The sequence below is a fragment of the Niallia sp. genome (assembly GCF_031978665.1).
Lineage (GTDB): Bacteria > Bacillota > Bacilli > Bacillales > Cytobacillaceae > Niallia.
Window position 1 is genome coordinate 1 of the sequence record NZ_DALZDK010000003.1, and the last position, 25,475, is coordinate 25,475.

The following is a 25,475-nucleotide window of genomic DNA, read 5'->3' on the forward strand; positions in this document are numbered from 1 at the left end:
TAGGAAGCCTTAAAGATAAAGGGAAGGTTTAACTTCGTTGTCAGCTCCTTTAACTGTTCTGCCGTTTCCATGACAAGTTTTTCATTCTCCATAACACAAGGTCCGGCAATTAAAACAAAAGATTCATTTCCCCCAAAAGAAATGGTATTATTCAACGAAACGATTTGAGTAATGATACATACCTCCTTTATAAAGTAAAATGATTATACTGATTGATGAATTTGTTTACGTAAATGTGGTATAGGAAATGGATTAGGGAAAGGTATTTTTTCTGAATTTTCTAACTTTACACCGTGTAGTTTACATAATATATAAAATATGCAGATTTGAAAAGGATTTTGTTACATTATCTGACGCACTTTTTTCATTTTCCTCCAAACATCGCAATTTTTCTGACAAAAAGAGACTTTCCATTTCTTTAGGAAAGTCTCTTTTCTTAAAGCATTGTTTTTTAATTAAGCTACAGTCTTTTCTTCCATTTGGACCGTGTTTTTTACACGGGAACCTGGAATAATGTTAAATAAAATATTTAAAATAATCGCGATTATTCCCCCTGCAACGATACCGCTTTGGAAAAGAATACGGATGCTTTCTGGCAATTTCATAAAAATATCAGGAACGACGGTTACACCAAGTCCCATCCCAATCGAACATGCAAGAATTAATAAGTTTCCTTGTTGATTAAAGTCAACTTTACCTAGCATTTTAATTCCATAGGATACAACCATACCAAACATTGCAAGAGATGCGCCCCCTAAGACTGCTGTTGGAATCAATGTTGTAATAGCAGCAATTTTAGGAATAAAACCTAAAATAATTAAAATCGTACCAGCTGCATAAATAACATTTTTTGTTTTTACACCGGTTAACTGAACAAGACCAACATTTTGAGAGTAGGCAGTATAAGGGAATGAATTAAATATTCCACCAATAATAGATGCTAATCCTTCTGCCCGATACCCCTTCGCTAAATCTTTTTCTGAAACCTTTTTGTTTGTTATATCTCCTAGCGCCAAATACACACCTGTTGATTCAATTAAACTTACGATGGCAACAAGTGTCATTGTAAGGATAGAAGTGAAATCAAAAGTTGGCACACCAAAATAAAACGGAGTAATTCCATGAAGCCAGTTTGCTTCACCCACCTCTGAAAAATTCACCATTCCCATAAACGCAGCAATAATTGTTCCAATAATAATACCAAGCAGGATAGAGATTGTTTTAATAAATCCAGTTGTAAACTTATTAAGTAAAATAATAATGGCTAACACACCAAAAGCAAGCACCAAGTTGCTAATATTCCCAAAATCTGTGCTTCCTTCCCCTCCAGCCATATCCTTAAAAGCTACAGGAATTAAAGTAAGACCAATAATAGTAACAACAGAGCCAGTTACAACTGGCGGAAAGAATTTTACAAGCTTACTAAAAACAGATGAAATAAGAACAATAATAATACCAGAAACAATGATTCCACCATAAATCGCGGATATTCCGTGCTTACTTCCAATTGCAATCATCGGACCAACAGCAGTAAATGTACAGCCAAGCATAACTGGAAGGCCGATTCCAAAAAATTTATTTTTCCAAACCTGTAGCAATGTGGCTATACCGCAAGTTAATAGATCTATAGAAATAAGATAAGTTAGTTGTTCAGGTGTTAAATTCAATGCTCCCCCAACTATTAGTGGCACAAGTACTGCACCAGCATACATTGCTAGCACATGCTGCAGACCTACAGACCAAGTTTTCACTGTCATTTTTTCCATTTTAGTATCCTCCTGCATAAATGCCTTCGTGTATTCGCTGTTTAGCAAATGTTACTTTTCCACCCTTTAAAGATGCAATTCTTGCTAAGGACTCTAATCGATATCCTTTTGTGATTAAATCTTCTGCCCCTTGCTGAAATGATTTTTCTATTAATATCCCAATTCCACTTACCTTCGCTCCAGCTTGCTCGACAATATTCGCTAACCCAAGGGCTGCCTGTCCATTAGCTAGAAAGTCATCAATTACTAGAACATGATCATTAGGATGAATGTACTTTTTGGAAACAGTAATTTCATTTGATTCTTGTTTTGTAAAGGAGTAAACCGTTGCTGTATATAAATCACTTGTTAACGTAAGCGATTTTCTTTTTCTTGCAAAAATAACTGGAACGTCTAATGCTAGACCCGCCATAATAGCCGGTGCAATCCCAGATGACTCTATTGTTAGGATCCTTGTAATACCAGCCTCTTTAAACAATCTTGCAAATTCTAAACCAATCTCTTTCATCAGATGAGGGTCCATTTGGTGATTAATGAATGAATCTACTTTTAATACATTATCACTTAAAACAATACCTTCTTTTTCAATTTTCTTCTTCAATAACTCCATTAACTAGACTCTCTCCTTTTGGAGGACAATTTCGCAATTGTCCTTAAATAATACGAAAAAAAGCACATTCGCTTACTCTATGAGTAAGCGAATGTGCTTTTTCGAGCAAAATAGACTGCTCTACTTATGCCATAGATCAGTATATCTCCATTTTATACGCTTACCCGTAGTCAGACGATTAACGGTCATCTGGTAGAAACTCGCAGGCCATATTCCTGCTATTATACGAGTGTTTATTTAGTTAGATTATTTGACAACATAATGGATTATAACGGATTTTCTGTGAAATGAAAACAAAAATTTTATAAAGGGTAAAAGTTTCCAAGTTTTTATTATAACCTTTAATAGTCTATAACCCCCTAAATTCACTACAGCTTATTCGAATAATCATTTAAATTTTTAGCCATTTCTAAAATTTGGTCCATAAATACGGAAGTATGTTGAACCGAGTCTGCTTGTTTCTCACCAATAGCTGCTATTTTTTCAATCGATTCATTAATCGAATTAGTTGTATTTCTAATTTGTTCCATCGTTTGAGCAATTGTCTGTGTAAAGGTGACTGTTTCTTTTGAAAACTTACGAATTTCATTCGCTACTACCTCAAAACCTTTTCCCTTTTCGCCAGCCCTTGCTGCTTCAATGGCTGCATTTAATCCTAATAAATTCGTCTGATCGGCCACTTTTTTTATAATCGAAACAACGTCACTCGTTTTCCTAATATTTTCTTCTGCAACACTGGATTGTTCTAACAGAACCTTTGAAAAATCAACTAAAGAATAAGACCCCTCCGCAATATTATCAATGTGTGCTTGTGATTGTGTTAACGACCTTGTTATTTCATCTACGATATTTCGTATCTCTGTTTGCCTTTTCAACTGTACTGCTATTCCGCCAATCACATCTCCTTTTGAATTAATGATCGGAGAGGCAGTTCCAATAAATTCAAATCCGTAAAAGTCTGCTGGAACTTCCTGCTTGAGCGTTTTCTTTTTACGAATAGCCTCTCTTAGAGGTTCGTCGGGTTGCAAGGGTTGATTTGTTTTAATATGTAAATTAATAACCTCTCCCGGAAAATAAGCGATAAATTTTTCTGTATCACAAATTGCTATTGAGAGGTCAGCTGGAATTGCCGCTTTGATAATTGGGACAATGGGAATAATATCTTCTAAGGATTCTACTTGTTTAATCACAGTTGTCGCACTCCAATCTTTCTAAATCACTTCAATATATATCATAAAAGTACCATATATTCTCAAAATTTCACTTGTAGTTCCCATTCTTGCTTATTGGTATATAGGTTATAATGCTTTTAGTTCTTCTCTACTTATTATTTACAAAAAAGAGGATTAAAACCAAACTATATGTAGTGATTAAAACCGATGATAATCAAAATTTATTTTTAGCTTTCAAACCCCTACATCTAATTGAATTGGATAGCTACTTTTTCAGCATCCTTCGATACGCAAAGACTCACCGCTATTCCCCAATCTCTCTCTGTATACCCACAATAATGATTCTTAAGCCCAGCATAAAATCCTCTTTATTTTTTAATCCACTATCAGGATTTTTAAAATGATGATGAATATACGGAGCATCATCTTTTGAAATATCAGAAACGGAAGTGATAAATTTTTGTCTAATAGCTTCCGTACCCATTTCATCCAATAACTTCTGCTGTTTTTGTTCATCCAACACATAGGAGGTTACATACGTATTGATATAAGTTACGGTAAAAAAGATTTTATCTTCCGGAAAATTTGCTCGATGAAAAATTTCTAAGGTTTTTTCAATTAAAAGCAACCTCTCCCTAGTAACAGGTAATGTATCCATCAATATTTCTGCTGCATCAGGAATAGATAAAAGGACGCTTCTAATATTATTAGACAATTCAAAAATTTCCTCAACCCAATCATCTTTCCTCTTTGGTATAGATATAAGGGAGCAAATATAATCCGCTAATAGCTGTAATAGTTCATGTTTATTTTTTATATACCAATATAGAGCAGGTGCCTTCACTTTCAGCTTCGCAGCAACATTCCGCATCGTTAAATGGGATATCCCTTTTTCATGCAAAATTTCTAACGCAACCTCCGTAATCGTTTCTTTATTTACATTTTTTTTAGACAAACTTGTTCACCTCTTGATATCTATATTGTATAGTAACTTTCGCATAATTTCTTTACTAATTTATTTAACGGTGTTAAACTACAAAAAGTATCTATTTAACAACGTTAAAGAAATGAGGGGTTATAAATAAATGCATGATCAACAAACAAAACTGTTTCCAGTAATGACAGCATTGATGCTAGGTATCTTCGTTGCTTCTCTTGATAATACTATTGTTGCAACAAGTATGGGATCTATTATTGGCGATTTAGGTGGTATGGACAAATATGTTTGGGTCACATCTGCCTATTTAGTGGCAGAAATGGCAGGAATGCCAATTTTCGGAAAACTATCTGACATGTATGGTCGAAAAAGATTTTATGTATTTGGTATATTAGTATTTCTAATCGGATCCATTCTATGTGGTACCGCACAGACTATGATTCAACTCTGTATTTTCCGAGCAATTCAAGGGATTGGGGGAAGTGCCTTAATGCCAATCGCCTTCACAATTATATGGGATGTTGTTCCAAGAGAAGTTCGAGGCAAAATGAGTGGTATATTTGGAGCGGTATTTGGATTATCCAGTATTGTAGGTCCTTTATTAGGTTCCTTTATTACAGAGCAACTTCACTGGCGTTGGATCTTTTTCATTAACATTCCAATTGGCTTAATCGCAATTGTGTTAATTTCTATTTATTATAAAGAATCCAAAGTTCATGTGAAACAAACCATTGATTGGTTTGGCTTTATCTTCTTATTAGGTTTTACCCTTTCACTTATGTTCGCCCTAGAATTAGGTGGGGAAACGTATAAGTGGATGTCATGGCAAATTATTTCATTGTTTATTTTATCATTAGTATGCTTTGTCGTTTTTCTATTCGTAGAAAAACAAGCAAAAGACGCCATATTGCCATTTAATTTATTTAAAGAACGCTTATATTCAACAAGTGTGTTAACAGGTATGTTTTATGGGGCAGTATTTATGGTTTCAACGATTTATATCCCCCTTTATATCCAAGGGGTAACAGGTGGAACTGCTACTAACTCTGGATTATTGCTCCTTCCAATGATGGTGACATCTAGTATTGGTGCCGCTTCTGGTGGAGCATTAGCGAATAAATTAAGCTATAAAACAATCATGATTTTTTCCGCAATTTTAATGGGGATCGGAACATTTTTATTAGGAACACTCGATCCAGAAACACCACGCTATCTTGTGACGTTTTACATGATGATTGTTGGGCTAGGAGTAGGTCCATCTTTTTCTATATTAGGAATGGCTTCCCTACAAAAAGCAGATCCTAGACAGCGGGGAATTGCAAGTTCAACAAGCAACTTCCTACGTTCACTTGGTATGACTTTAGGAATCACCATATTTGGCATTATTCAACGAAACACCTTTACCAGTGGGTTGCCCGAAATGATGCAGCAAAATGCACAAGAAAATGATAGCAGAAATATTTTATCACCAGAAGCTCGTGCACATATTCCAGCCGATATTTTAAAGCAAATAACACAAGTTCTATCAGACTCTATCAGTAGTACATTCTTATGGACATTTGTCCCACTAGCAATTTCTTTTATCTTTATTCTCTATATGAGTAATGAAAAAATCACAGATTCAAAATTGCACCAGCAAGGTGAATAAGAAAGATGATCAAACATAATTTTTTGTAATACAGGAACGTTAAGAGAAATGGACATACGAGGCTAACGGGAATTAGTGGTTTTGCTAAAATCATAATGTCGATTGCAAAAAGGAATCAAACATTAGCTGTCTGATTCCTTTTTTTGTATTAGTTCGCTTCTTGACTCCAGCCAAAAAATTGATTATCTCTCTGCTCCGATTCTAAAACTGCATGTTGAAATGCTCTAAAATCAATTGGCTGATCTTTTTTCTCCGTAATTACCTTAATATATTCACCAATCTTCACCTTATTCTCTGGCGAAACTTGGCCAAATGGGATTTCTGCCGATCTGCCATAATAAACATCAGCTGCTTTAGTAGCTAATTTTACTTTCTTACTATTAATTAAATAACGCGAATTAGGAACCGTATAAACTGTCTCCCAATCACTTTCTGTCTCAAACTTGATTTTTGATAAGTGCTCTCCAGCAGCGGAAATAAGAATAACATCTGGTTGTAAGTATTCAATAAGTTCATGCCATAATTTAACGCCTTCTACTTGAAGGTCTTTCTTTGCTTCTTTGCTTAAACTATCCCAAGTAGGATTTGTAGCAAGCGGTGAGCAAATATCTGTATGCAATGCCGTATTTTCTTTATTGCCATAAAAGCTCGCATTTAATCCATTCAATATCGGTTCAAAAGAAGGCTCATACCATGCTTTATATGGGTCTTTCTCAAAATACTGGTCAAGTGCAGTAATATACTGTTGATTGAATTGATAGTGATGGTCTCGTTTCATCGATTGAAACCTTAGGAAAGGGTCAGGGTCAGGGAAATCGCGCCTAGACGGATTTAGACCTACAGTAATGATGCGGATAGGGGATTCAAAATATTTCTTACTATTACCAAAATACATAATTGGCATCGAGGGCTTTACAAGATACGGCCTCTCTTTCTTACTTTCATACATTTCCCAATACTTTTTAATTAATTCGGTTTGTACTGCCTGTTGAATAACAATAAAAATCATCCTTTCAATTTAGTGAAAAAAATATAGCAAGTCCACAAAAAAGTGGAATTCCTTCTTCTCTATTATATATTATCTTTTATCCATTGGTAAAGAATACGTCGTGTTTTATAAAAAATCTTTTTAAAAGATGCGATAACTAAATATAACTATTAGAAAGAAAAATGGAGTACTTTCTAATAGTTATATACTTCTTCTCTAGGTTTCTAATTACTTACTACCTACCTTAGAAAAACTTTTGAAAACTTTCTCTTTTTTTGTTGTAATCATTTCGATTAACATTGCAATTAAATGGTCTTTTGTAATCGTTGGTCTACTTGAATCTTTTTTGCTATTTTCTAATGGATAATATAGCTCCCAGCGTTCTACCATTTCATCCAAGTTACATCCACTTAACGGATGTACAGGAGGCTGTAGCTGAATTTCTGCCAACTTCTGATCTAACGGAACAATCGAAGGGGTCTGATTTTTTTTGTAAATATGATCTAGTTGATTCTTATTAAGAAAATCAATAAAGTGATCAAAATTCTTTGCCTGTACCTTTGTAGGTGCTTGAAAATCACTTTTCTCTATTATTCCAGATAAGGTTGTCTGACTCGTTATTTTGTTAGCCATTATATTTGTTAATTGGTGATACTCAGCCAACTCTCGCATCCTAGCATCCTTGGGAATGATTAAGCTCGGTGTTCCAGCAATCGTTGCAGCAATATTACCATGCAGTCTTGCACCAAAGCTCAAGTCTGCATCCTTCATAAAATCTAACCATGTAGGTACATTCAAGAAGAAACGGACTCTATTGTTCATATATACTGGATCTGACATTTTTATTGGGTACTTTTTACTTACTTCTGCAATGGAAGGTGCTCCTAAATAAGTTAACTTCAATTCTTTTAACCACTGTGGAATAAAATAATGATTTGGATATTCTTCCATCCCTCTGGCAATAAACTCTAGTACCTTCTTTTGTGAACGGCGGGAAGAGTTAACACAGATTTTTGAATCCTTTGTTATTTCGGTATTTCTTATCTGTAATTCTCTTCCAAACGTATACATGGAAGGACAGCCAATCACTACATGATCGATGCCTTCACGGAAACCTAAACGAGTTAAATATTTTGCCGTAATTTCCCCTCGAACACCAATAATAGATGATTTCTTTAAAACGGCTTGGACAAAATTCTTCACATCTTTATCGAAGGGAAAGCCTTCATTAAGCTTTGGCTCAAAAGGAGCTCTTAATCCAACACCAATTACAACAACTGGGATTTTCAATTTATTGATTAGCTTTGTGTACTTTCTAAGGGATGGAATAAATTCATTACGAAAAGCATCTGCTAAAGGAATAACATAGCAATCATAATTCTCATTTATTTCATCTGCTCTTTCTGGTCCGTATGTATAATAGTCTGGAGTAATAATGGTATCTTCTGTCATCAATGTCCGAAACACGCTGAATTGATAGATTAAGTTTCCAATATTCCCACCAAACGTATTATCAATCATCATTTTTGCAGCATCAAATGTTTCTAATGGTGACATACCAGCTCTTATTAATATTTTTTTCATCTATGCCTCTTCCCCACCACTTTTTTTATCGTACCTTCATCCTTTTCAACCTATGTTCACAAGACACTCTTTTTTATATTTTTGACAGGATAGAATGCTTTTAAACCTTGTGTTTAAAACGAATTCCTCAAATGCTTTTATGAATTTAAAAAGCACCACAATGTTCACCTTGGGTGCTTTATCTTTTTTTCACTTGAATATTTTCTAAAGGATTGTTGGTTTCGATTGTCGTAACTAATTTTAGCTAAATACGTTTGCCGCTTTTAATACTAGTTTGACAGATTTTCTATTTAATTGTCCTTCAAGTTTTTTTATTTTATTGTCTTTTTCTTTTACTTTCTTTTTCAATGCAGTAATTTGCGGTGACTCTCCAGAATAGAAATTTTCCCATCTAGCAACAGTTTCTTCTATACTGCATGCACTAATTGGTACTTCTAATGGGAGTAAGTCCACTTTAGACAATCTTTCTTCCAATGGGATACGAACTGGATCATTCGTTTCTTTATAAATATGATCAATCTTATTTTTATTTAGGAAATCAATATAATGATCAAAATTTTCTGCCTGACGTTTTGTTGGCTGTTGGAAATCTACTTTTTCAATCAACTCAGATAATCTTGTTTTTTCATTAATTTCATTTGCCATCACATGTGTTAGCTGATGGTATTCTGCTAATTCCCTCATGCGAGCATCCTTCGGAATAATGATGCTTGGTGTACCAGAGATAGTTGCAGTAATATTCCCGTGTAATCTGGCTCCAAAGCTTAAATCTGCTTGACCAATAAAATCAAACCAAGTTGGTGCATTTAAAGGATAACGAACTCTATTATTTGCATATGTCGAATCAGAAATCTTTACTGGATAATTGTTACTGTCTTGTGCTATAGCTGGCGCTCCTAAATGTACTAATCTTAGTTCTTTAAGCCATTGCGGAATAAAATAATGATTTGGATATTCTTCCATTCCTCTAGTAATGAAATCAAGTACATTTTTAGGTGATAGTCGAGATGAATTCACACAGACCATCGAGTCTTTCGTAATATTTGTTTCTCTAATCTTCAATTCTCTTCCAAACGTATACATAGAAGGACAGCCAATTACAGTATGATCCACACCCTCTTTAAAGCCCAATCCAGTCAAATACTTGGATGTAATCTCGCCTCGTAAACCAACTATATTTGATTTATCTAACACTGCCTTAATAAACTCTTTCACATCTTCATCAAAAGGAAAACCTTCATTTAATTTCGGCTCAAACGGAGCACGAAGTCCCACACCAATGACATAGACTGGAATCTTTAATTTTTTGATTAACTGTGTATACTTTCGTAAAGTCGGAACAAATTCTTTTCGAAACGCATCTGCCAATGGAATAACATAGCAATCGTATTTTTCATTAATTTCATCTGCTCTTGATGGATCATAATCATAGTAATCTGGTGTAATGATTGTATCCTCTGTCATCAAAGTACGGAAAACACTATATTGGTATATTAGGTTTCCAACATTTCCACCTATCGAATTATTGTTTAGTATGTATGATGCTTCAAAAATATCCAGTGGTGACATACCTGCTCTAATCAATATATTCTTCATTTAACTAACCCTTTCTTTAACACAAAATTAAATACATAGAGATTTTATTATTAATAATAAATTCTACATTCCTAAATCATCGAACGCCATTTTATCAAAGTATCCTTTTGAGAAACAATAGAGCCAAAGTCTTATATCGTTTCATCTACTACTAACCTACTTAATAATTACCTAGTATCATCATTAGCACTTTTAAATTTTTTATACTATGATATACCTAATATATTCAATCATTAGAAAGCTAATGATAAATCTTAAACTAATTTGCTTCTGAATCACTAGCATAAAAAACGAAGCTTAATTTATGCTTAAATAGCAAAAAGAAACTAATTTGGTCTCCGTTTTAAATAAAGGCCCATCTCCTAATACCCTTTATTTTAAAAAACTAAACATAAAAAATGGCCTGACAGCAAAAGATCCCATTTATTATTTAGTATGGTAATATTTCCTATTACACTAAATGCCAAAAGTAACTTCTTTGTGTCAGACCCTGATAACAGAGCGTCTTTCTATTTTAAATCGGCAAACTCTCTTGCAATTCTTTCGATTGCTTCTTTTATAATTGGTCTTGGAGATGGAATGCAAATTCGTTGATAAGTAATTCCTTCTTCCCCAAACATACTGCCATCTTCAAGTAGAACATTAGCCCTGTGATAAATACGTTCGTGCACTTCTTCCGGCGTAATCCCATATCCTCCAAAATCCATCCACATAATATAAGTACCATCAGGAATCATTACTTTTACTTTTGGCATATGTTCATCTAGATATTCCTTTACCCATTCCATTGTTCCGTCAATATATTCCTTTAATTCCTCCAACCATTCCTCTCCTTCATTATATACTGCAATCAGTGCAGAAATGGTAAAAGGGGAAGCTAATTGATGGCCCATTGTCTTATTAAAAGTATTGCGTAGCTTCACATTCGGAATAATTAAATTTGTACAGTGAAGTCCGGCCACATTAAAGGTTTTATTGATTGCCGTACAGGTAATCAAATGATCATGATTTTCTGCTACCTTGGCAATGGGGACAAATTTCTGATTACTTCTTATTAAATCACCATGAATTTCATCTGCGATAATTAACACATCATGTTTCACACAAATCTCATTTAAACGAGCTAGCTCTTCTTCTGTAAAAATGCGTCCAGTTGGATTATGCGGATTGCAAAGAATAAATAATTTCGTTGATTCTTCCTTTGCTTTTTCTTCAAAATCAGCAAAGTCTATCGTGTAGTATCCATCTTTATCTTTACATAACGCATTATTTCTTACCACTCTACCATTCCCTTCAATCGCTGAGGTGAAGGGCGGATAAACGGGGCGTTGAATAATTACACCATCGCCAGCCTCTGTAAAAGCACGAACAGCCATATTAATAGCATGAACTGTTCCTGGACTATAAACAATAGAGTCTCTCTCTATCTCCCAATCATGTCTTTTTTTAAACCAATGCTGAATTGCTTCATAGTATTCGTCAGGAAAAATAGAATAGCCATATATGCGATTATCAACTGTTTTATGTAATGCATCTACTAAGGCTTGGGGTACAGGCAAATCCATATCTGCTGTAAATAGCGGAATAGTCTCTTCATCATACCGCTCTGTTAATCCCATCTCCTTAATCATCTTTCCACCATCCCACTTAATGGAATAAGTATTTCTTCGATTTACTACTTCATCGAAGTTGTTTATCAAAGCAATCACTTCCTTTTTTATAGGTCAGTGCACTATCCCCTTACATGCTTTCATTCATTGAGTGACTGTCCCCTATTTTATCAAAAACTTTTTGGCATAAACTATATTGAAATAGTGCTCCTATGCTGAAGATTACTAAACTCATAATTGGGACGTATTTAACTATAACAATTAGTAGTAGGAACACAGCTAATATTAAGAAAGTAGTGGGAAAGTATATTATGGAAAGTAGGAAAGCGTGCTTAACCGCTTTAGCAAGCGAAACTTTATAATGCGAAATCAACGGGAGAATATAGGTTGATGCAAATAAAATCAGAATAGTAACAGCCAATAAAGGAATGGTCATCATAATCTTTAAAACTGTTTGATCCTGATTTAAATAAAATAAATTAAAAAATAGTAAAGTTCCGTATAGAAGCCAGAACAAACCAATGATAAAACTATATTTAAAATTCTCCCTAAAATAATAAACAAAATTTCGTAAGCTGCTTGTATCCTGGTATAATTTCCACTGACGTATTACACTTAACATAGCTGATGTTGCTGGACCAATTGTGAGAATAGGTAGACAGCATATTAACCATAGTATATTCAATATTAATAAATTTGCAAATTTTTCGCACACAGCATAAAACTTATTATTTTCTATACTCATAACTCCTCACTCCCTCTCTTCGATAATTCACTAAATCGATTCTCCTTCTATAATCCGATAATCCAATGTTGCTGATTTTTTGGAGGAAATATATTTGCCATTTTCGATTTTTGCTACTAAATTCTCTACCGCCTTTATTCCAATTTCTTCGACTGGATAATAGATTGTTGATAGCTTCGGCTCAATATATTTTAAAACATCAATACAATCAAATCCCATTAATCCAACGTCCTCTGGAATTCTTAAATGCTTACTTTTTAAATAATTCATAACTTCTAATGCATAGTAATCACAAGCACAGATAACTGCCGTCTTTCCACTACCATTCAACTTTATTTCGTCTAATGCCTTTATATATTCTTGCTCTTTAATTATTAATGGTGTTTCTCCACCCTTTTTTTCTTCCAATGCTTCTAGGAATCCATATAGACGCTCCTCTTGTGTATAAATATTCGCTTCTCCCATTTTTCTTAATGGCGGACATATATAGACAAACTTTGAGTATCCTTTATCTATTACATATTGCGTTCCTTTTCTCATCGCTTCTCTCTCTTTTATTCCAAAATGCTCCCAATCATCAGATACGTAATTAAAAATTGTCACAACAGGAATAGAAAGGCTATGTAAATATTCGTTAAATTTTTTCCCCTTGTTGACAGTAAACAATATAATCCCATCTACCTTGTGATTGGTTAAATATTCTATGCATTCTCTTTCACTAAGTGGATTCTTATTCGTCAATGTAATATATAAATAATAGCCATATTCCTTTGCCTTTAACTCCACTGCATTTAATAACTGTGCAATGGAACGATTATACAAATCGAACAGTACAATTCCTAAAGTCATCGAACGACCTTTCACTAAACTTCTAGCTGTAAAATCAGGACGATAGTTCAATTCCTTAGCTGCTTCTAAAATTCGCTTCTTTGTTTTTTCTTTAATGCCAGGGCGATTATTCAAAGCCCGATCTACAGTACCTGCGGAAACTCCACAGTATTTGGCAATATCTTTTACCGTTACTCTCATCCTTCTTTCAATCCTTTATTAACTCGAATTTTAAATGACTTACAAATACTAAACTCTTTCGATAAGGAAACATAGTGAGCGTTGATGAAAATAAATAGAATGAACAGATGCTTCCTTTATCGCAAGAGAATTACCTAAATTCTTTAGGGATTGATACGACTACTCATTCACTTATTGCCTATAAAACTCTTTTTAAAAATTTTTATCCTTTTACAGATCCTATCATGACGCCCTTATCAAAATACTTTTGAATGAATGGATAAATAATTAAAATCGGAAGAGTAGACACTATAATGACACCATATTTAATTTGATCTGCATATTTCTGTGCATAACCACCAGCTGCCCCACCAGAACCTGCCCCTTCGGAGAATACTTGGTTCGACAATAAAATATCTCGCAAAACAATTTGCAATGGCTGTAAGCTATAATCACGAATATAAATTAACCCTGTAAAAAAATCATTCCAGTGTCCTACCAAATAATATAAACCAATAACGGAAATAACTGCTTTCGATAATGGCAAAGCGATTTTTCCAAAAAACTGAAAATGTGTACAACCATCCATTTGAGCTGCCTCAAACAATTCCTTTGGAAGTGAACTCTCAAAAAATGTTCTAGTAATAATAAGATTAAATACATTCACAGAAAATGGAATAATAAACACCCACATATTATTGATTAAATTTACTTCCTTCATTAATAGATAAGTAGGAATTAACCCTCCACTAAAGAACATCGTAAATACAAAGTAAAACATTAAATATTTTCTTGCTTTGAACTCTTGTCGAGAAAGGACATATGCTGCTGGTAATGTCAAAATTAAATTCACTGCCGTCCCCACTACTGTATAGATTATGGTATTTTTATAACCAACCCATATTCTCGAATCCTGAAATATTTCCTTATATCCAAATAGACTAAAGCCTTTAGGATATAATGTAACTTTTCCAGTAGCAACTAGAGTAGAATCACTAACAGAAGCAATCACGATAAAGTAAATGGGATAAGCAATAATTAAGAGAATAAACACACAAAGAATAAAAATAACAACATCAAAAATAAAATCGGAAGTTGTTTTCCCCTTTTTACTAAAAAGTTTCATCGTCTTCCCTCCTCACTTTGGTCATTTACCAGAGGCTTATATTAGAAGTCTTCTTCGCAATATAATTCATTGCAATTAAGAAGGCAAAATTAATTAAAGTATTAAATAAACCGATAGCAGCTGAATAGCTAAATTGATTGGATATAATTCCTATCTTGTACACATAGGTTGCAATTACTTCTGAAACTGGTAGGTTAAGAGGATTTTGCATTAAGAATATTTTTTCAAAACCTGTATTTAAAATATTTCCCATGCTAAGAATAAAGAGAATTGTCATAGTGGGTACAATGGCTGGAATATCTACATATCGTATAATCTGCCACCTACTTGCCCCATCTATCTTCGCAGAATCATATAATTGAGTATCCACACTTGCGAGTGCGGCTAAATAGATAATGCTATTCCATCCTGCGTGCTGCCAAATATCGGATAATACGTAAACTGGTACAAAGGCTTTTTCCGATGCAAGAAGATTAACATCAAACCCTAAAGCATTAACAAGATGTCCAATGACACCAGTGTTAGGTGATAAAAGAACATTAATCATTCCAACCATTACAACTAAAGAGATAAAATGCGGAAGATAAACGGTTGTTTGTATTGCCTTCTTCCATCGTTTCCAAATAACTTGATTTATAATTAGAGCCAAAATAATTGGAGCAGGGAATCCAAAAATGATGGTAGCTAAACTGATTACAATTGTATTTTTCATTAAATCCGCAAACATATAGCTATTAATAAACTCTTTAAAATAATGTAATCCGACCCATTCTCCACCAGTAATTCCTTTCGTAAAATCATACTCCCTAAATGCTAGCTGAACCCCATACATAGGTATATAGTTAAAAATAAAAATTACCACAATTGCTGGTAAGATCATAAGCCACAGTTGATAATCACGTCGTAAAGCACTCATAAAATTCCTTTTTTTCCTTGTCTTAGGAACTTGTTTATATTTAAACTCTACCTGTTCATTTTCTGTATTAACTACAGCCATTTTCCTTCTACCTCCTTTATCAAAAATTGAGGCGAGGCAGTCATCATTATCGGATAATCTCCCATATGAAGACTGCCGCTGCCCCAATAATATTCTTTATTGATTACTTTTATAAGTGTCGTAATACTTTTGCATGATTTCTAGATTTTCTGGTAATCCTGCTTTTTCGACATTTTTTACATAATCATCCCACTCTTTTTCTACGCCACCTTTTGTAATCCATTGTGAAAATTTTGTCATTGACAAATTCAATAAATTTGTATTATTCAAGCTTAATTTTGAATTGTCTTCTTTACTATATTTAATAAACATTCCTGGAAATAGATCATTTTCTTGATCGATAGCTTCAATAGCTGGCATAAATGGTTCTGTTTGTTCGCCAACAGATTGCATATCTGTTCCTAATTCAAGCTTTAGGCTATCTGCAATATACATTGGACCATTATCAGCAAATGTCGATGTCCATTTCCATGTACCTGGATCCATCTTTTCATCTGCTGGAGGTAGTACTTTAAAGCTACCATCACCGTTATCAGCAATATTAGTCTCAAGAGAACCAAACAAAACTTGCATACTTACTTCTGGATCATATAAGGCATTTACAAATTTAATTGCCGCATCTTTATTTTTTGTTTGAGAGGAAATAGCAACCATATTATTACCGTAGTTCAGATTGTTATAATCATAGCTCCATGTCACTACAGCTGTAGAGTTACTACTTACTTTTAATGGCGCTAATGAGACGTATTGAGGTGATACTTCATTACCAAATCTGTCTGTTAATTCCCACCCGAATGTATAACCAACTTTCGCTTCATCACCTGACCCACGTGCCATTGATTGATATTTAGTATAATCCTGAGTAAATACCTCTTTATTAATGAGTCCTTCTGCATAACACTTGTGCAAAAATTCAATAAGTTCTTTATAGCGCTCATCAATAAAATAATTCTTAACTACTCCATCTTCTACAAAATATCCTTGTCCACTTCCATCTGAGATGTTAATTCCTAGACTACCAAGCAATACATTGGGCTGAAAATATCCAAAACCACCTGTGCCTACTGGCGAGAAGTCCATTGGTATTTCATCATTCTTATCTCCATTTCCATTTGCATCTTCCTCTTTAAATGCTTTTAAAACGGTATATAACTCATCCCAGGTTGTTGGTTCTTTAAGTCCTAAGCGATCCAGCCAATCTTTATTAATAAACTGTCTTGTCGCAGTTGCCGGCCAGAAACGCTGATATTTCGGCAGCCCATAAATGGTGCCGTCAGTTTGTGTTGCCATTACTTTTGTTTCAGGTTTTGCTTCAAACATTGCTTCTACGTTTGGCATACTTCCAAGGTCATCAGATAAATCCTCAAATAATCCAGGAAATTGAACAAAGTCAGCGTCCGAAATTGCATTTGGTCCAATAATTAAGTCTGGTATATCTCCTCCAGCTAAAAGCGTTCCTTTCTTTTGATCCCAATCTGCTGTGACCTCTTGCCATTCTATTTCAATATTTAAATCTTCTTCTAATTTCTGTAACCATTCCATTTTCTCTACCTCTTGAGTTAATGCATGCTTCGTTATGATAGCTGTTAGTTTTTGCTTCCCGTCTTTTGTAACAGTTGCTTCTTCCTCGTTCTCTTTACATCCAGCTAAGACACCTACTACAAGTGAGAAAGATAGAACCCCATATAAGAACTTCTTCATCTTTATTTCCCCCTTTAATGTTTTATTGGTTTGACCATCCTTATTGCCAATGTCAGTTTTTGTTGAGTTATATTCTTAGTAACCACTCCCTATTTCATTATTTATGTAATTGTGAACGTACACGATTTACGCTAAGGTTCACATTGACACTAAGATTCTAAAAAAGAAGCAATTTAATAAATGAATAAGTTAGTAGAATTTCTATGTAGTGGTTGTTGGAAATGTGATATTTTACCTTTAAACAGAAATCAATTTTTGCTGAAGAGGTTGTGTACGTACACGATGATGAAGTGATTTTAGATGTAGTGAAAAAATCTCGATGAATACAAACAAATGATAACGCTTTCTTATAGGCGAGTCAATACATTATCCCTTAAATTCCTTCGACAAATATATCTATCCAATTATCGACAAACTTAAAAATAGTTTTAGAAATCTTGCAATTCACACTATAAAGGCAAATTTCAATCAGCTTGATTTATACCGCCTATAATGTAGATAAAAAAATACTGCACAGATACAGAGACTCCTCTAATCTGCACAGTATAGGTTATACACCAATTAAGCTTTTTTTCTCTGAATAAGATATAAGCTTATACCAGCAACCATAATAATTATACCTGCTAAAATCCAGTTATATTTGTTTGTTGCAGTGTTTGGCAACTTGCTATCTGAATTGCTAATTGTAGTTTTTGTTCCAGTTGAATTGCCGTTAATTACTGTTCCGCCTGTAGCATCAGATGGAGTATCCGTATCTTTATCTGATTCACCATTATTAGATCCGTTCTTCTCATTATTGTCTGTACTAGTTTCTTCATTCACGACAACAATTCTTTCTACAGATGTTTTATTACCAGAAGAGTCAGCAACAGCATAAGTCAGTGTATATGCTCCTACTTTATTTGGATCGACTTTTCCAGAAACGGTTACTTTATCAGTTAAATCGCCATCTGCATTGTCTTTTGCTTTGTAGCCAGGCTCTTCATATTCCTCTCCTTTTGTAAGAGTAATGAAATGGCTGCCTTTTAAAGATAACTTTGGTGCGGTTTTATCAACGACTTTAACGGTACGTGTCGTAGTTGATTCATTTCCGGCCCTATCAGTCACTGTATACGTAATCGTATAAGTTCCCAGTTCAAAGTGAAGTTTTCCAGATACTACTACCTGATCTGTTATGTTTCCATCTAAAGTATCAGTAGCTGTAAATCCAGGCTCTAAATATGCTTCGCCAAGATCTAATGTTACCGTTTCTTTGCCAGAAAGCTTAATTGCTGGTGCTGTAGTATCTTGAACCATTATTGTACGAGTTACTATTGCTTCATTATCATTAGAGTCGATTACATGATATGTTAATTTGTATTCCCCTACTTTGGTTACATCTACGCTTCCATATACCTCAACAGCTTCCGTAAGATTTCCATCGACAATATCCGTAGCAGTATATCCTGGATCTGCATATTCTGTACCGCCCTCTATGACGATTTTTTCTCCACCCTCTAAAGATAGCTCTGGTGCAGTTGTATCCACTACTTTAACTAGTCGAGTAACAGAATAGCTGTTATCACTAGAATCCGTGGCTGTATAAGTTAACGTATATTCACCAGGTTTCGATGTATCTACTTCACCAGTAACTTGTACTTTATCTGTGATATCTCCATCAACATTATCGATTGCAGTATATCCTGGTTCTGTGTAATCATTGCCAGCTTCTATTTCTACAGTACCATCGGTTAAGGAAATATAAGGCTTTTCTTCATCGACTACATGGATTTTCCTTTGAACTTCCCCTGTATTTCCAGCTGTATCACTTACAGTGTAAGTTAATACATATTCTCCTGGCTTCGTTTGAGCAAGTGATTCTAGACCTTTTACCTCAACAGAAGATGTTAAATCTCCATCTACATTATCTTCTGCAGTATATCCCGGTTCTACGTATTCCGTGCCAGCTTGAATAACTAATGGATTATCGCCAGCTAAAGTGATTGCCGGTACTTCTGAATCAACAGTAAATGCGTTAGAGTTCCACTTAATTGTATTTCCTACTGCATCTTTCCCACGCACATGCAGATAATATGTTCCACTATGTCCTTCTAGTGTTAATGTATCTCCATTTTCAAATGATTTCCAAGCATCTAGCTCTGTGACCGCTTTTTTCATTCCTTTTGCGGTTACTGCTTCTACTTCCTCTACCTCTTTCATTTCAGACCATAAGTATTCCAGCGTATCATCATTTGCATCTGGAATATTTACTGTTACCGAAACCTGATTAATTGGCTTTGTCGAACCATTATTTTCTCCAACATTTGGAATTGACGCTTCATTATCTACAGTAAATGTATCTGTTTTTGACACTATTACTTTATCTGCTGTTGCTACCGTTACTTCTAAAGTATATTCACCCGTTTCTAGTTTTTCAGGAAGAGTAAGCTGGAAATTTAACTCCTTCTCTTCTAAATCTGAAACATACTTTTGTTCCTCAGAAACAACTGTCTTTTGCTTCTTATTTAATATTTTTGCCGTTACAGTTATTTCCTTATCTAAAGCTTCATCATCACTAATTACAGATAGATTTAGCGTATTAAAGCCTTCATTGCTTGAATATGTTTCTTTCAAGCCACTAACTTCTACTTTTGGATTATGATTATCATATGATAATTGAAGCTGTGCTACACTATTGTCCTCTGCTTGTGAAAGGACAATAATATTTAAACCATAGTTCGGAACATTCCGTCCAGAGTATATTTGACCTGGATTAGAGTAGTCTTTGTAATCATTAAAGGACGGAACAGCTGGCTGAGAAGATAAAGATATGCTTGTATCATCCAAAGCCAAGTAATCAATATACATTTTATCTGTTTTATTTAAAGAAAATGCTGCATCTTGAATTTGATATCTAGTCGATGCTACTGCTCCGTCAGACCAAGATGCCGTTGCCTGATGAGCATCTACTACTCCCAAAAATCCGTCACCAGGATGATCTCCTACCCAGTTATTGTCATATAAGTTATCTACATACCAAACAACCATCCCTGGATCAAGCGTTAACACAGAGTTACCACTTGTTATTCTACCTAAAGCAGTATCCGCAGCTGCCCAGTTTCTCCATTCAACTAAATAATAATGCTCTGTTTCCTTTAAACCATTGCTTTTTGTAAAACCTTCAGGTGTAAAGGACGCCTTATCTGATTCTGCGTCATCTACAATAGCTTCTACTCCATCAATATTTACAACTAAATCATCTACATATAAACCTGGCATCGCAACATAGCTATCTGTCCAGTAATTAATTTTTAGTTTAATCTTTTTACCTGCATATGTAGATAAATCAAATACAGCATTGACCCATCCATTCGATGTTCCAGTAATGCCATCCCCTGGATTTTGGCCATATCCTTCAGGATCTTGATCTGTCGTAATATTTCCTGGTATCGTCTTCCATCCAGATCCATCATCTACTTGGACAGAACCATAATCCCAGTTTTCTTCAATATCGTAATTAGCATTGAATAACAATTCAGCTGTTGTTGCTTTCGTTAAATCAACTGTTGTAGCAAGATCATTATTTAAATCATTTCCACTTCCACTATGATACTCGTATTGCCCACTAGTTGGCGTGTTAATAACTGTTTGTTTATTAGGAAGAGATACTCTTATTGCATCTGCGTTTGTCCCTTTCATACTAGCTTGGTCGATATTAAGTGTTTTTGTACCATCCATAATATCTTCCAGGCTATATTCTACTGATTTAAACCAGTTAGAATTCGGCCATTTATTTTGCAGATACTCCTTATCATATGGACTAAAACCAGTTGGCTCTGTACCACCTATGATACCTGCCCAGCTTCCAGATGCCATGATTGTCCAGTAATCGGTAGGCGCACCTACACCACCGGCCGTATAATTCGTATCGTATTCATCAGGCAATCCTAAATCATGTCCAAATTCATGGGCAAAAACACCAGTTGCACCATCCTCTGGCTGAACGGTGTAGTCATATGCCGTTATTCCTCCATCCCAGTACGGAACTTCTGCCTGACCTTCCGTACCTGGAATAACAGTAGGCTCCGCTAAACTCCAGCTATGTGACCAAATAGCATCTGCACCAATAGCGCCGCCACCAGCTTCTTCTCCGGTTCCAGCATGTACAATCATTAAATGATCAATAATACCATCTGGTTCTCGATAATTTCCATCACCATCTAAATCATAAAGATCTTCTTTATCAAATTGTGACAGATCAATATTAGGATCATTTGATGCAGCTTCTAATGCTTCTTGTACTAAATCTCGTGGTCGAATGTCACTTCCATCTGCTGTAGGGTAGTTTCCTCCATAATATGCAGCTGGATGTTTCGCAGTGTACCAATCAGATACTACTCCATCAATCGTATAACTTCCACCTGATTGTTCTTCATAAAATGCTTTCACTGAGGTGAAATCTTCACCGTTTCCGCCTTTATAAGTGGAGTCTCCAAATACCATTTTTTCATAGTGCTCTTTTGAATAGTCATCGTATAAAAGAACTGGATTGTCCTGTTCGGTGATGCTGCTGTGCGAATAATCCGGGAAATCAATAAGTAATACTAATACTTCATCTGTAATTACTTCTCCATCCCACTTTTCCTCTACAATAGAATCTGGTGATGTTTTGTTCGCGACAATTTTTTCTTTTTTCGACTCTTTTGGCGTACTTGCAGCTACAGGATCAAGACCTGCCTTCTTTTGAATTCCAGTACGTACTTCTTTCGGATCATCAACCAATGCCTCCGCTTTATCAGCACGCTTCTTTAAATAGGATAATAATTTCTTCTGTTGTTGTTCTTTCGAGGCATTTTTGCTAATGATTCCTTGTTCAATTAAAGATACAAGTACCTTCTCTTCATTTACCATTCCAATATCAAATGGACCACTTGCATGTTTGCTCATAAAAGGCAGAGCGGAATCATCATGAGTATGTAATACAGGGTTGGGCTTTGCTTCCACTTTTTCAACACTTCCAAATAATGGAGTTAAAGAAGTGAAAACTAAACTAGCGGATAATACTGAAGCTCCCATCACTTTCTTCCAATCTATCATTTTAAATCCCCCATTGTTTTTTTAACAGTTTTTTCATGTTCCTCCCTCCTAAGCTGTCACTTTATCATATAATTAATATATAAGAAAATTCCGAGATGTCTGACTACTACTATAGCAAAAACAAAAAAGAAAAAGAATATATTTTTAAGAATAGTTGCTATATTCTTACTTTTAAGCCTTCATTTATTACAACAATATAATAATATTAGTGATAGGGAATAATACTAGAGTAAAAGCTAGTAAGAGATATTTTGTCATTTCAACTGTACTTCTAAAGAACATAGAAAAGGAGCTTTAATTATGGGGGTTAAAAAGGGAATTATTTTATCTATCTTCCTAGTGTTGACTGCTTGCTCAGACGGAAAAACAACGGAATTTCAAGATCAAACTTCCAGCGAACAAACTGGATTGTCTAATGAAACGCAAACGTTAAAATCAGAGAAAGGCGAAAATGATAGAGAGGCTACTGTTCCAGCAAAAGATGATTTTGACTTTCAAGATGAGGATAAAAATGTATTAAGTAAGATGGAGGCATCTATTTCTTATACACAAGAAGAGGAAAGACTAAATTTTATTTTTCAAGTAACAAATAATGCCAAGCATCCTTTTACTTTTCATTTTGATACCATGCAACAATATGCATACACTATTAGAAAAGCAGACGGAGAAGTTGTTAAGCAGCTAAAAAACGAATCCGATAAAAAGCTGCCTTCTACTGCTTTCCTAAAGCCTGGAGGGGCTGCAATATATGATTTTTCAGTAAAAAAGTTACCACTTGGTTCTTACACGATTAATTTGGTATTTCTCTCCAAAGAATTAGGATTGAAGAAGTCTTTCGATTTTTCTGTAGAGTAGTAGTTAAATGTTTAAGATAGCAACATGCTTATGAGCCAAATATTTCTTTTAAATCCCTCACAATATCCCCCCAATTCAGTGGGGGGCACAATTATCTTATTCCCAGCTATCTCTTCATACTTTAAACGAATGGAGGGCTGTCCCCAGCAAAGTTTCCTGTGTAGCGGCTGGAAAGATTATCGTTGCTTTGGTTCCTTTATTTACTTCACTTTGAAAACTCAATTTTCCATTATGACTTTCAATTATTTTATAACAGGTCATTAAACCAAGGCCTGTCCCTTTTTCCTTCGTTGTATAAAACGGTTCTCCAAGTGTAGAAATTCTTTCATTAGGAATACCTACTCCTTGGTCAATGATTTCAATCGATATATTGCCATCTCCTATGGACGTCCCCCTTATCGAGATATGGCCACCTTTTGGCATAGCTTCAATAGCATTTTGCAAAAGATTAATAAACACTTGCTTTAGTCGCTTTTCTTCACATAAAATCATCGGCATATCCCATGCATACAATTCTTTAATCTGAATGTTATGTAAACTCAACTGAGTATGTATTAATGTAACCACATCTTCAATAATATTGCGAATATCTTTAACTAAGAAAACATCAGCTGTAGGCTTAGCGAGAAAAAGCAATTCTCCAACAATGCCATTAATTCTTTCAATCTCTGACAATACAATCTCAAAATATTTATTTTGAGGATTTTCTGATTTAGAAAGCTGAATAAATCCTTTAATCGATGTAAGGGGATTTCTTATTTCATGCGCTATCCCTGCAGACATCTCTCCCAAAATCGCTAGTTTTTCCGATTTCTGCAGTAAATTCATTGTTTCTTCTTTGCTAACCGTAACGTCCTTTCCGATAGACAATACTGCTTTTTTGCCATTTAGCTTAACCGCTAAACAAGATGCTTCATAGAAAAAAATACTTCCATCCATGCGTTTCATTTTATATTCACTATGGGAGAGTGGTTTCTTTTTTTTCGTTGCTATCTTTACTCTCATTTTCCAGCGTTCTATATAATCTGCCGAAACAAATTCTCCAAATGACTTATTGATTAGTTCTTCTCTACTCGTTGCTGCCATCATTTTAACAGCTGCATGATTGACATAAATCAACCTATCGTCTGTTTGTGATTGGATGAATATGGATTCAGGTAACGAATCCATTAGGAGACGATAACTTTCTTCACTATCCTTTGCTTTCTTTTCATAGTATTTGGACAGATCATATCTCCAGCCAACAATCCATGCTAATATCGTAAACAGGAAAAAATCGATGGTGAAAAAAGGATCATGATTAATTACAAATTGATAAGTAGTAAAGGATACAGAGATTAATACTAATGTAATTTGTCCCCGTATTTGTCTATTACGATTCCAAAGCAGCACGGTCATTGCCCCTTTAATATATAATTTCCATACGCGTTCGTTTTGATGAACACCTTTTCTCCTATCTTAACATTTTTACCCATTAACTTGAAGTGCATTTCAATGATAGAATAATAGATTACTTATTTTATTTATTTCCAATCGTCAAGTATAATTTAATAAAAGAAACTTTATAAAAAAGAGGTAAAAATGGTAGAAATTTTTAAAATCATAGCTGAAATTGTTAATATTCTTCACGATATTATTATGGAAGTTGCCGCTATTCTTGGCTGGCAAGCTACAGACAAAGATTTACATTTATGGATTATTGGTATCATTGGGATTATTGCCTACTTTATTGTTCAATTTATCTTTAAACGCTTAGCAAAATGGAGCATTAAGAGCATTTCCTTCATTTATACTTTTACGCTCATCCTCGTATTAGTATTTGCCATTGAAATCCAACAAGGGATTACGGGACGGGGAAATATGGAGTTTGCAGATGCAGTCGCAGGAATTAATGGATTTCTACTTTTTTTCGGAATATATCTAGTAATTACTTTATTTATTAAGGGAATTAAAAAAATTTCTCCAAAAAGAAGCAATCAATCGGACAGTAACAGTAGTTCACAGGAAGATGATACTAACAACCTGTCCTCTCGTCAATCGCGCTATCATAAATAAT

General features: G+C 34.6%; 17 protein-coding genes, 2 pseudogenes and 1 riboswitch. Of the genes and pseudogenes, 3 read left to right on the forward strand and 16 right to left on the reverse strand.

Annotated elements, in window-relative coordinates; translation table 11 throughout:
* The 5 genes and pseudogenes from RTL21_RS02215 to RTL21_RS02235 form a co-directional block, all read right to left on the reverse strand.
* Positions 1-155, reverse strand: a pseudogene (locus tag RTL21_RS02215) (3-deoxy-8-phosphooctulonate synthase); the annotation flags it as partial.
* Between the two features lie 300 nt (positions 156-455).
* The gene (locus tag RTL21_RS02220; RefSeq protein ID WP_312092892.1) at positions 456-1,766 is read right to left on the reverse strand and encodes a nucleobase:cation symporter-2 family protein; all 1,311 of its coding nucleotides are present in this window, start codon (positions 1,764-1,766) and stop codon (positions 456-458) included.
* Position 1,767: 1 nt separating this feature from the next.
* On the reverse strand, positions 1,768-2,376 hold the full coding sequence (locus RTL21_RS02225; protein WP_312092894.1) for a xanthine phosphoribosyltransferase: 609 nt from the start codon (positions 2,374-2,376) through the stop codon (positions 1,768-1,770).
* A 147-nt stretch (positions 2,377-2,523) separates the two neighbouring features.
* Positions 2,524-2,625: riboswitch (purine riboswitch) on the reverse strand.
* A 119-nt stretch (positions 2,626-2,744) separates the two neighbouring features.
* A pseudogene (locus RTL21_RS23210) lies at positions 2,745-3,065 on the reverse strand (methyl-accepting chemotaxis protein); the annotation flags it as partial.
* 787 nt (positions 3,066-3,852) lie between these two features.
* Positions 3,853-4,503 carry a TetR/AcrR family transcriptional regulator C-terminal domain-containing protein gene (locus RTL21_RS02235; RefSeq protein WP_312092898.1) on the reverse strand — a complete coding sequence of 217 codons (651 nt, stop codon included), beginning with the start codon at positions 4,501-4,503 and terminating at the stop codon, positions 3,853-3,855.
* A gap of 130 nt (positions 4,504-4,633) precedes the next feature.
* Between RTL21_RS02235 and RTL21_RS02240 the strand changes: the two genes are divergently transcribed.
* Positions 4,634-6,133 (forward strand): MDR family MFS transporter, encoded by a 1,500-nt coding sequence (locus tag RTL21_RS02240; RefSeq protein ID WP_312092900.1) that lies wholly within the window; start codon positions 4,634-4,636, stop codon positions 6,131-6,133.
* A gap of 148 nt (positions 6,134-6,281) precedes the next feature.
* Here the strand turns inward: RTL21_RS02240 and RTL21_RS02245 are convergent, their stop codons facing one another.
* The 10 genes from RTL21_RS02245 to RTL21_RS02290 all read right to left on the reverse strand — a co-directional run bounded on the left by RTL21_RS02245 (position 6,282) and on the right by RTL21_RS02290 (position 22,564).
* Positions 6,282-7,142 carry a hypothetical protein gene (locus RTL21_RS02245; RefSeq protein WP_312092902.1) on the reverse strand — a complete coding sequence of 287 codons (861 nt, stop codon included), beginning with the start codon at positions 7,140-7,142 and terminating at the stop codon, positions 6,282-6,284.
* 207 nt (positions 7,143-7,349) lie between these two features.
* Entirely contained in the window at positions 7,350-8,705 is a 1,356-nt protein-coding gene (locus tag RTL21_RS02250) for a polysaccharide pyruvyl transferase family protein (RefSeq protein WP_312092904.1), read from the reverse strand.
* 240 nt (positions 8,706-8,945) lie between these two features.
* A complete protein-coding gene (locus tag RTL21_RS02255) occupies positions 8,946-10,301 on the reverse strand; it encodes a polysaccharide pyruvyl transferase family protein (protein ID WP_312092906.1) in 1,356 nt (451 codons plus the stop codon).
* A 509-nt stretch (positions 10,302-10,810) separates the two neighbouring features.
* The gene (locus RTL21_RS02260; protein WP_312093146.1) at positions 10,811-12,001 is read right to left on the reverse strand and encodes a MalY/PatB family protein; all 1,191 of its coding nucleotides are present in this window, start codon (positions 11,999-12,001) and stop codon (positions 10,811-10,813) included.
* Positions 12,002-12,041: 40 nt separating this feature from the next.
* Positions 12,042-12,656, reverse strand: coding sequence for a YesL family protein (locus tag RTL21_RS02265; RefSeq protein WP_312092908.1), 615 nt, complete (start codon positions 12,654-12,656; stop codon positions 12,042-12,044).
* A 30-nt stretch (positions 12,657-12,686) separates the two neighbouring features.
* On the reverse strand, positions 12,687-13,685 hold the full coding sequence (locus tag RTL21_RS02270) for a LacI family DNA-binding transcriptional regulator (protein ID WP_312092910.1): 999 nt from the start codon (positions 13,683-13,685) through the stop codon (positions 12,687-12,689).
* Between the two features lie 202 nt (positions 13,686-13,887).
* Positions 13,888-14,790 (reverse strand): carbohydrate ABC transporter permease, encoded by a 903-nt coding sequence (locus tag RTL21_RS02275; protein ID WP_312092912.1) that lies wholly within the window; start codon positions 14,788-14,790, stop codon positions 13,888-13,890.
* A gap of 25 nt (positions 14,791-14,815) precedes the next feature.
* Complete coding sequence (locus RTL21_RS02280) at positions 14,816-15,706, reverse strand: ABC transporter permease (protein WP_312093148.1); 891 nt, start codon at positions 15,704-15,706, stop codon at positions 14,816-14,818.
* Positions 15,707-15,883: 177 nt separating this feature from the next.
* A complete protein-coding gene (locus RTL21_RS02285) occupies positions 15,884-17,488 on the reverse strand; it encodes an extracellular solute-binding protein (protein ID WP_312092914.1) in 1,605 nt (534 codons plus the stop codon).
* 561 nt (positions 17,489-18,049) lie between these two features.
* A complete protein-coding gene (locus tag RTL21_RS02290) occupies positions 18,050-22,564 on the reverse strand; it encodes an immune inhibitor A domain-containing protein (RefSeq protein ID WP_312092915.1) in 4,515 nt (1,504 codons plus the stop codon).
* Positions 22,565-22,864: 300 nt separating this feature from the next.
* On the opposite strand from RTL21_RS02290, the gene RTL21_RS02295 reads away from it, so the two are divergent.
* Positions 22,865-23,419 carry a BsuPI-related putative proteinase inhibitor gene (locus tag RTL21_RS02295; protein ID WP_312092917.1) on the forward strand — a complete coding sequence of 185 codons (555 nt, stop codon included), beginning with the start codon at positions 22,865-22,867 and terminating at the stop codon, positions 23,417-23,419.
* A gap of 114 nt (positions 23,420-23,533) precedes the next feature.
* On the opposite strand, the gene RTL21_RS02300 is transcribed toward RTL21_RS02295, so the two are convergent.
* The gene (locus RTL21_RS02300; RefSeq protein WP_312092919.1) at positions 23,534-24,811 is read right to left on the reverse strand and encodes an ATP-binding protein; all 1,278 of its coding nucleotides are present in this window, start codon (positions 24,809-24,811) and stop codon (positions 23,534-23,536) included.
* Positions 24,812-25,000: 189 nt separating this feature from the next.
* On the opposite strand from RTL21_RS02300, the gene RTL21_RS02305 reads away from it, so the two are divergent.
* Positions 25,001-25,474: a hypothetical protein gene (locus RTL21_RS02305; protein ID WP_312092921.1), complete on the forward strand. Its 474-nt coding sequence runs from the start codon at positions 25,001-25,003 to the stop codon at positions 25,472-25,474.
* Position 25,475: the final 1 nt, after the last annotated feature.

Coding starts and splice junctions, on each gene's coding strand:
- RTL21_RS02220 (WP_312092892.1), bottom strand. CDS start 1,766: ATGGAAAAAATGACAGTGAAAACTTGGTCTGTAGGTCTGCAGCATGTG.
- RTL21_RS02225 (WP_312092894.1), bottom strand. CDS start 2,376: ATGGAGTTATTGAAGAAGAAAATTGAAAAAGAAGGTATTGTTTTAAGT.
- RTL21_RS02240 (WP_312092900.1), top strand. CDS start 4,634: ATGCATGATCAACAAACAAAACTGTTTCCAGTAATGACAGCATTGATG.
- RTL21_RS02245 (WP_312092902.1), bottom strand. CDS start 7,142: ATGATTTTTATTGTTATTCAACAGGCAGTACAAACCGAATTAATTAAA.
- RTL21_RS02250 (WP_312092904.1), bottom strand. CDS start 8,705: ATGAAAAAAATATTAATAAGAGCTGGTATGTCACCATTAGAAACATTT.
- RTL21_RS02255 (WP_312092906.1), bottom strand. CDS start 10,301: ATGAAGAATATATTGATTAGAGCAGGTATGTCACCACTGGATATTTTT.
- RTL21_RS02265 (WP_312092908.1), bottom strand. CDS start 12,656: ATGAGTATAGAAAATAATAAGTTTTATGCTGTGTGCGAAAAATTTGCA.
- RTL21_RS02270 (WP_312092910.1), bottom strand. CDS start 13,685: ATGAGAGTAACGGTAAAAGATATTGCCAAATACTGTGGAGTTTCCGCA.
- RTL21_RS02275 (WP_312092912.1), bottom strand. CDS start 14,790: ATGAAACTTTTTAGTAAAAAGGGGAAAACAACTTCCGATTTTATTTTT.
- RTL21_RS02280 (WP_312093148.1), bottom strand. CDS start 15,706: ATGAGTGCTTTACGACGTGATTATCAACTGTGGCTTATGATCTTACCA.
- RTL21_RS02285 (WP_312092914.1), bottom strand. CDS start 17,488: ATGAAGAAGTTCTTATATGGGGTTCTATCTTTCTCACTTGTAGTAGGT.
- RTL21_RS02290 (WP_312092915.1), bottom strand. CDS start 22,564: ATGATAGATTGGAAGAAAGTGATGGGAGCTTCAGTATTATCCGCTAGT.
- RTL21_RS02295 (WP_312092917.1), top strand. CDS start 22,865: ATGGGGGTTAAAAAGGGAATTATTTTATCTATCTTCCTAGTGTTGACT.
- RTL21_RS02305 (WP_312092921.1), top strand. CDS start 25,001: ATGGTAGAAATTTTTAAAATCATAGCTGAAATTGTTAATATTCTTCAC.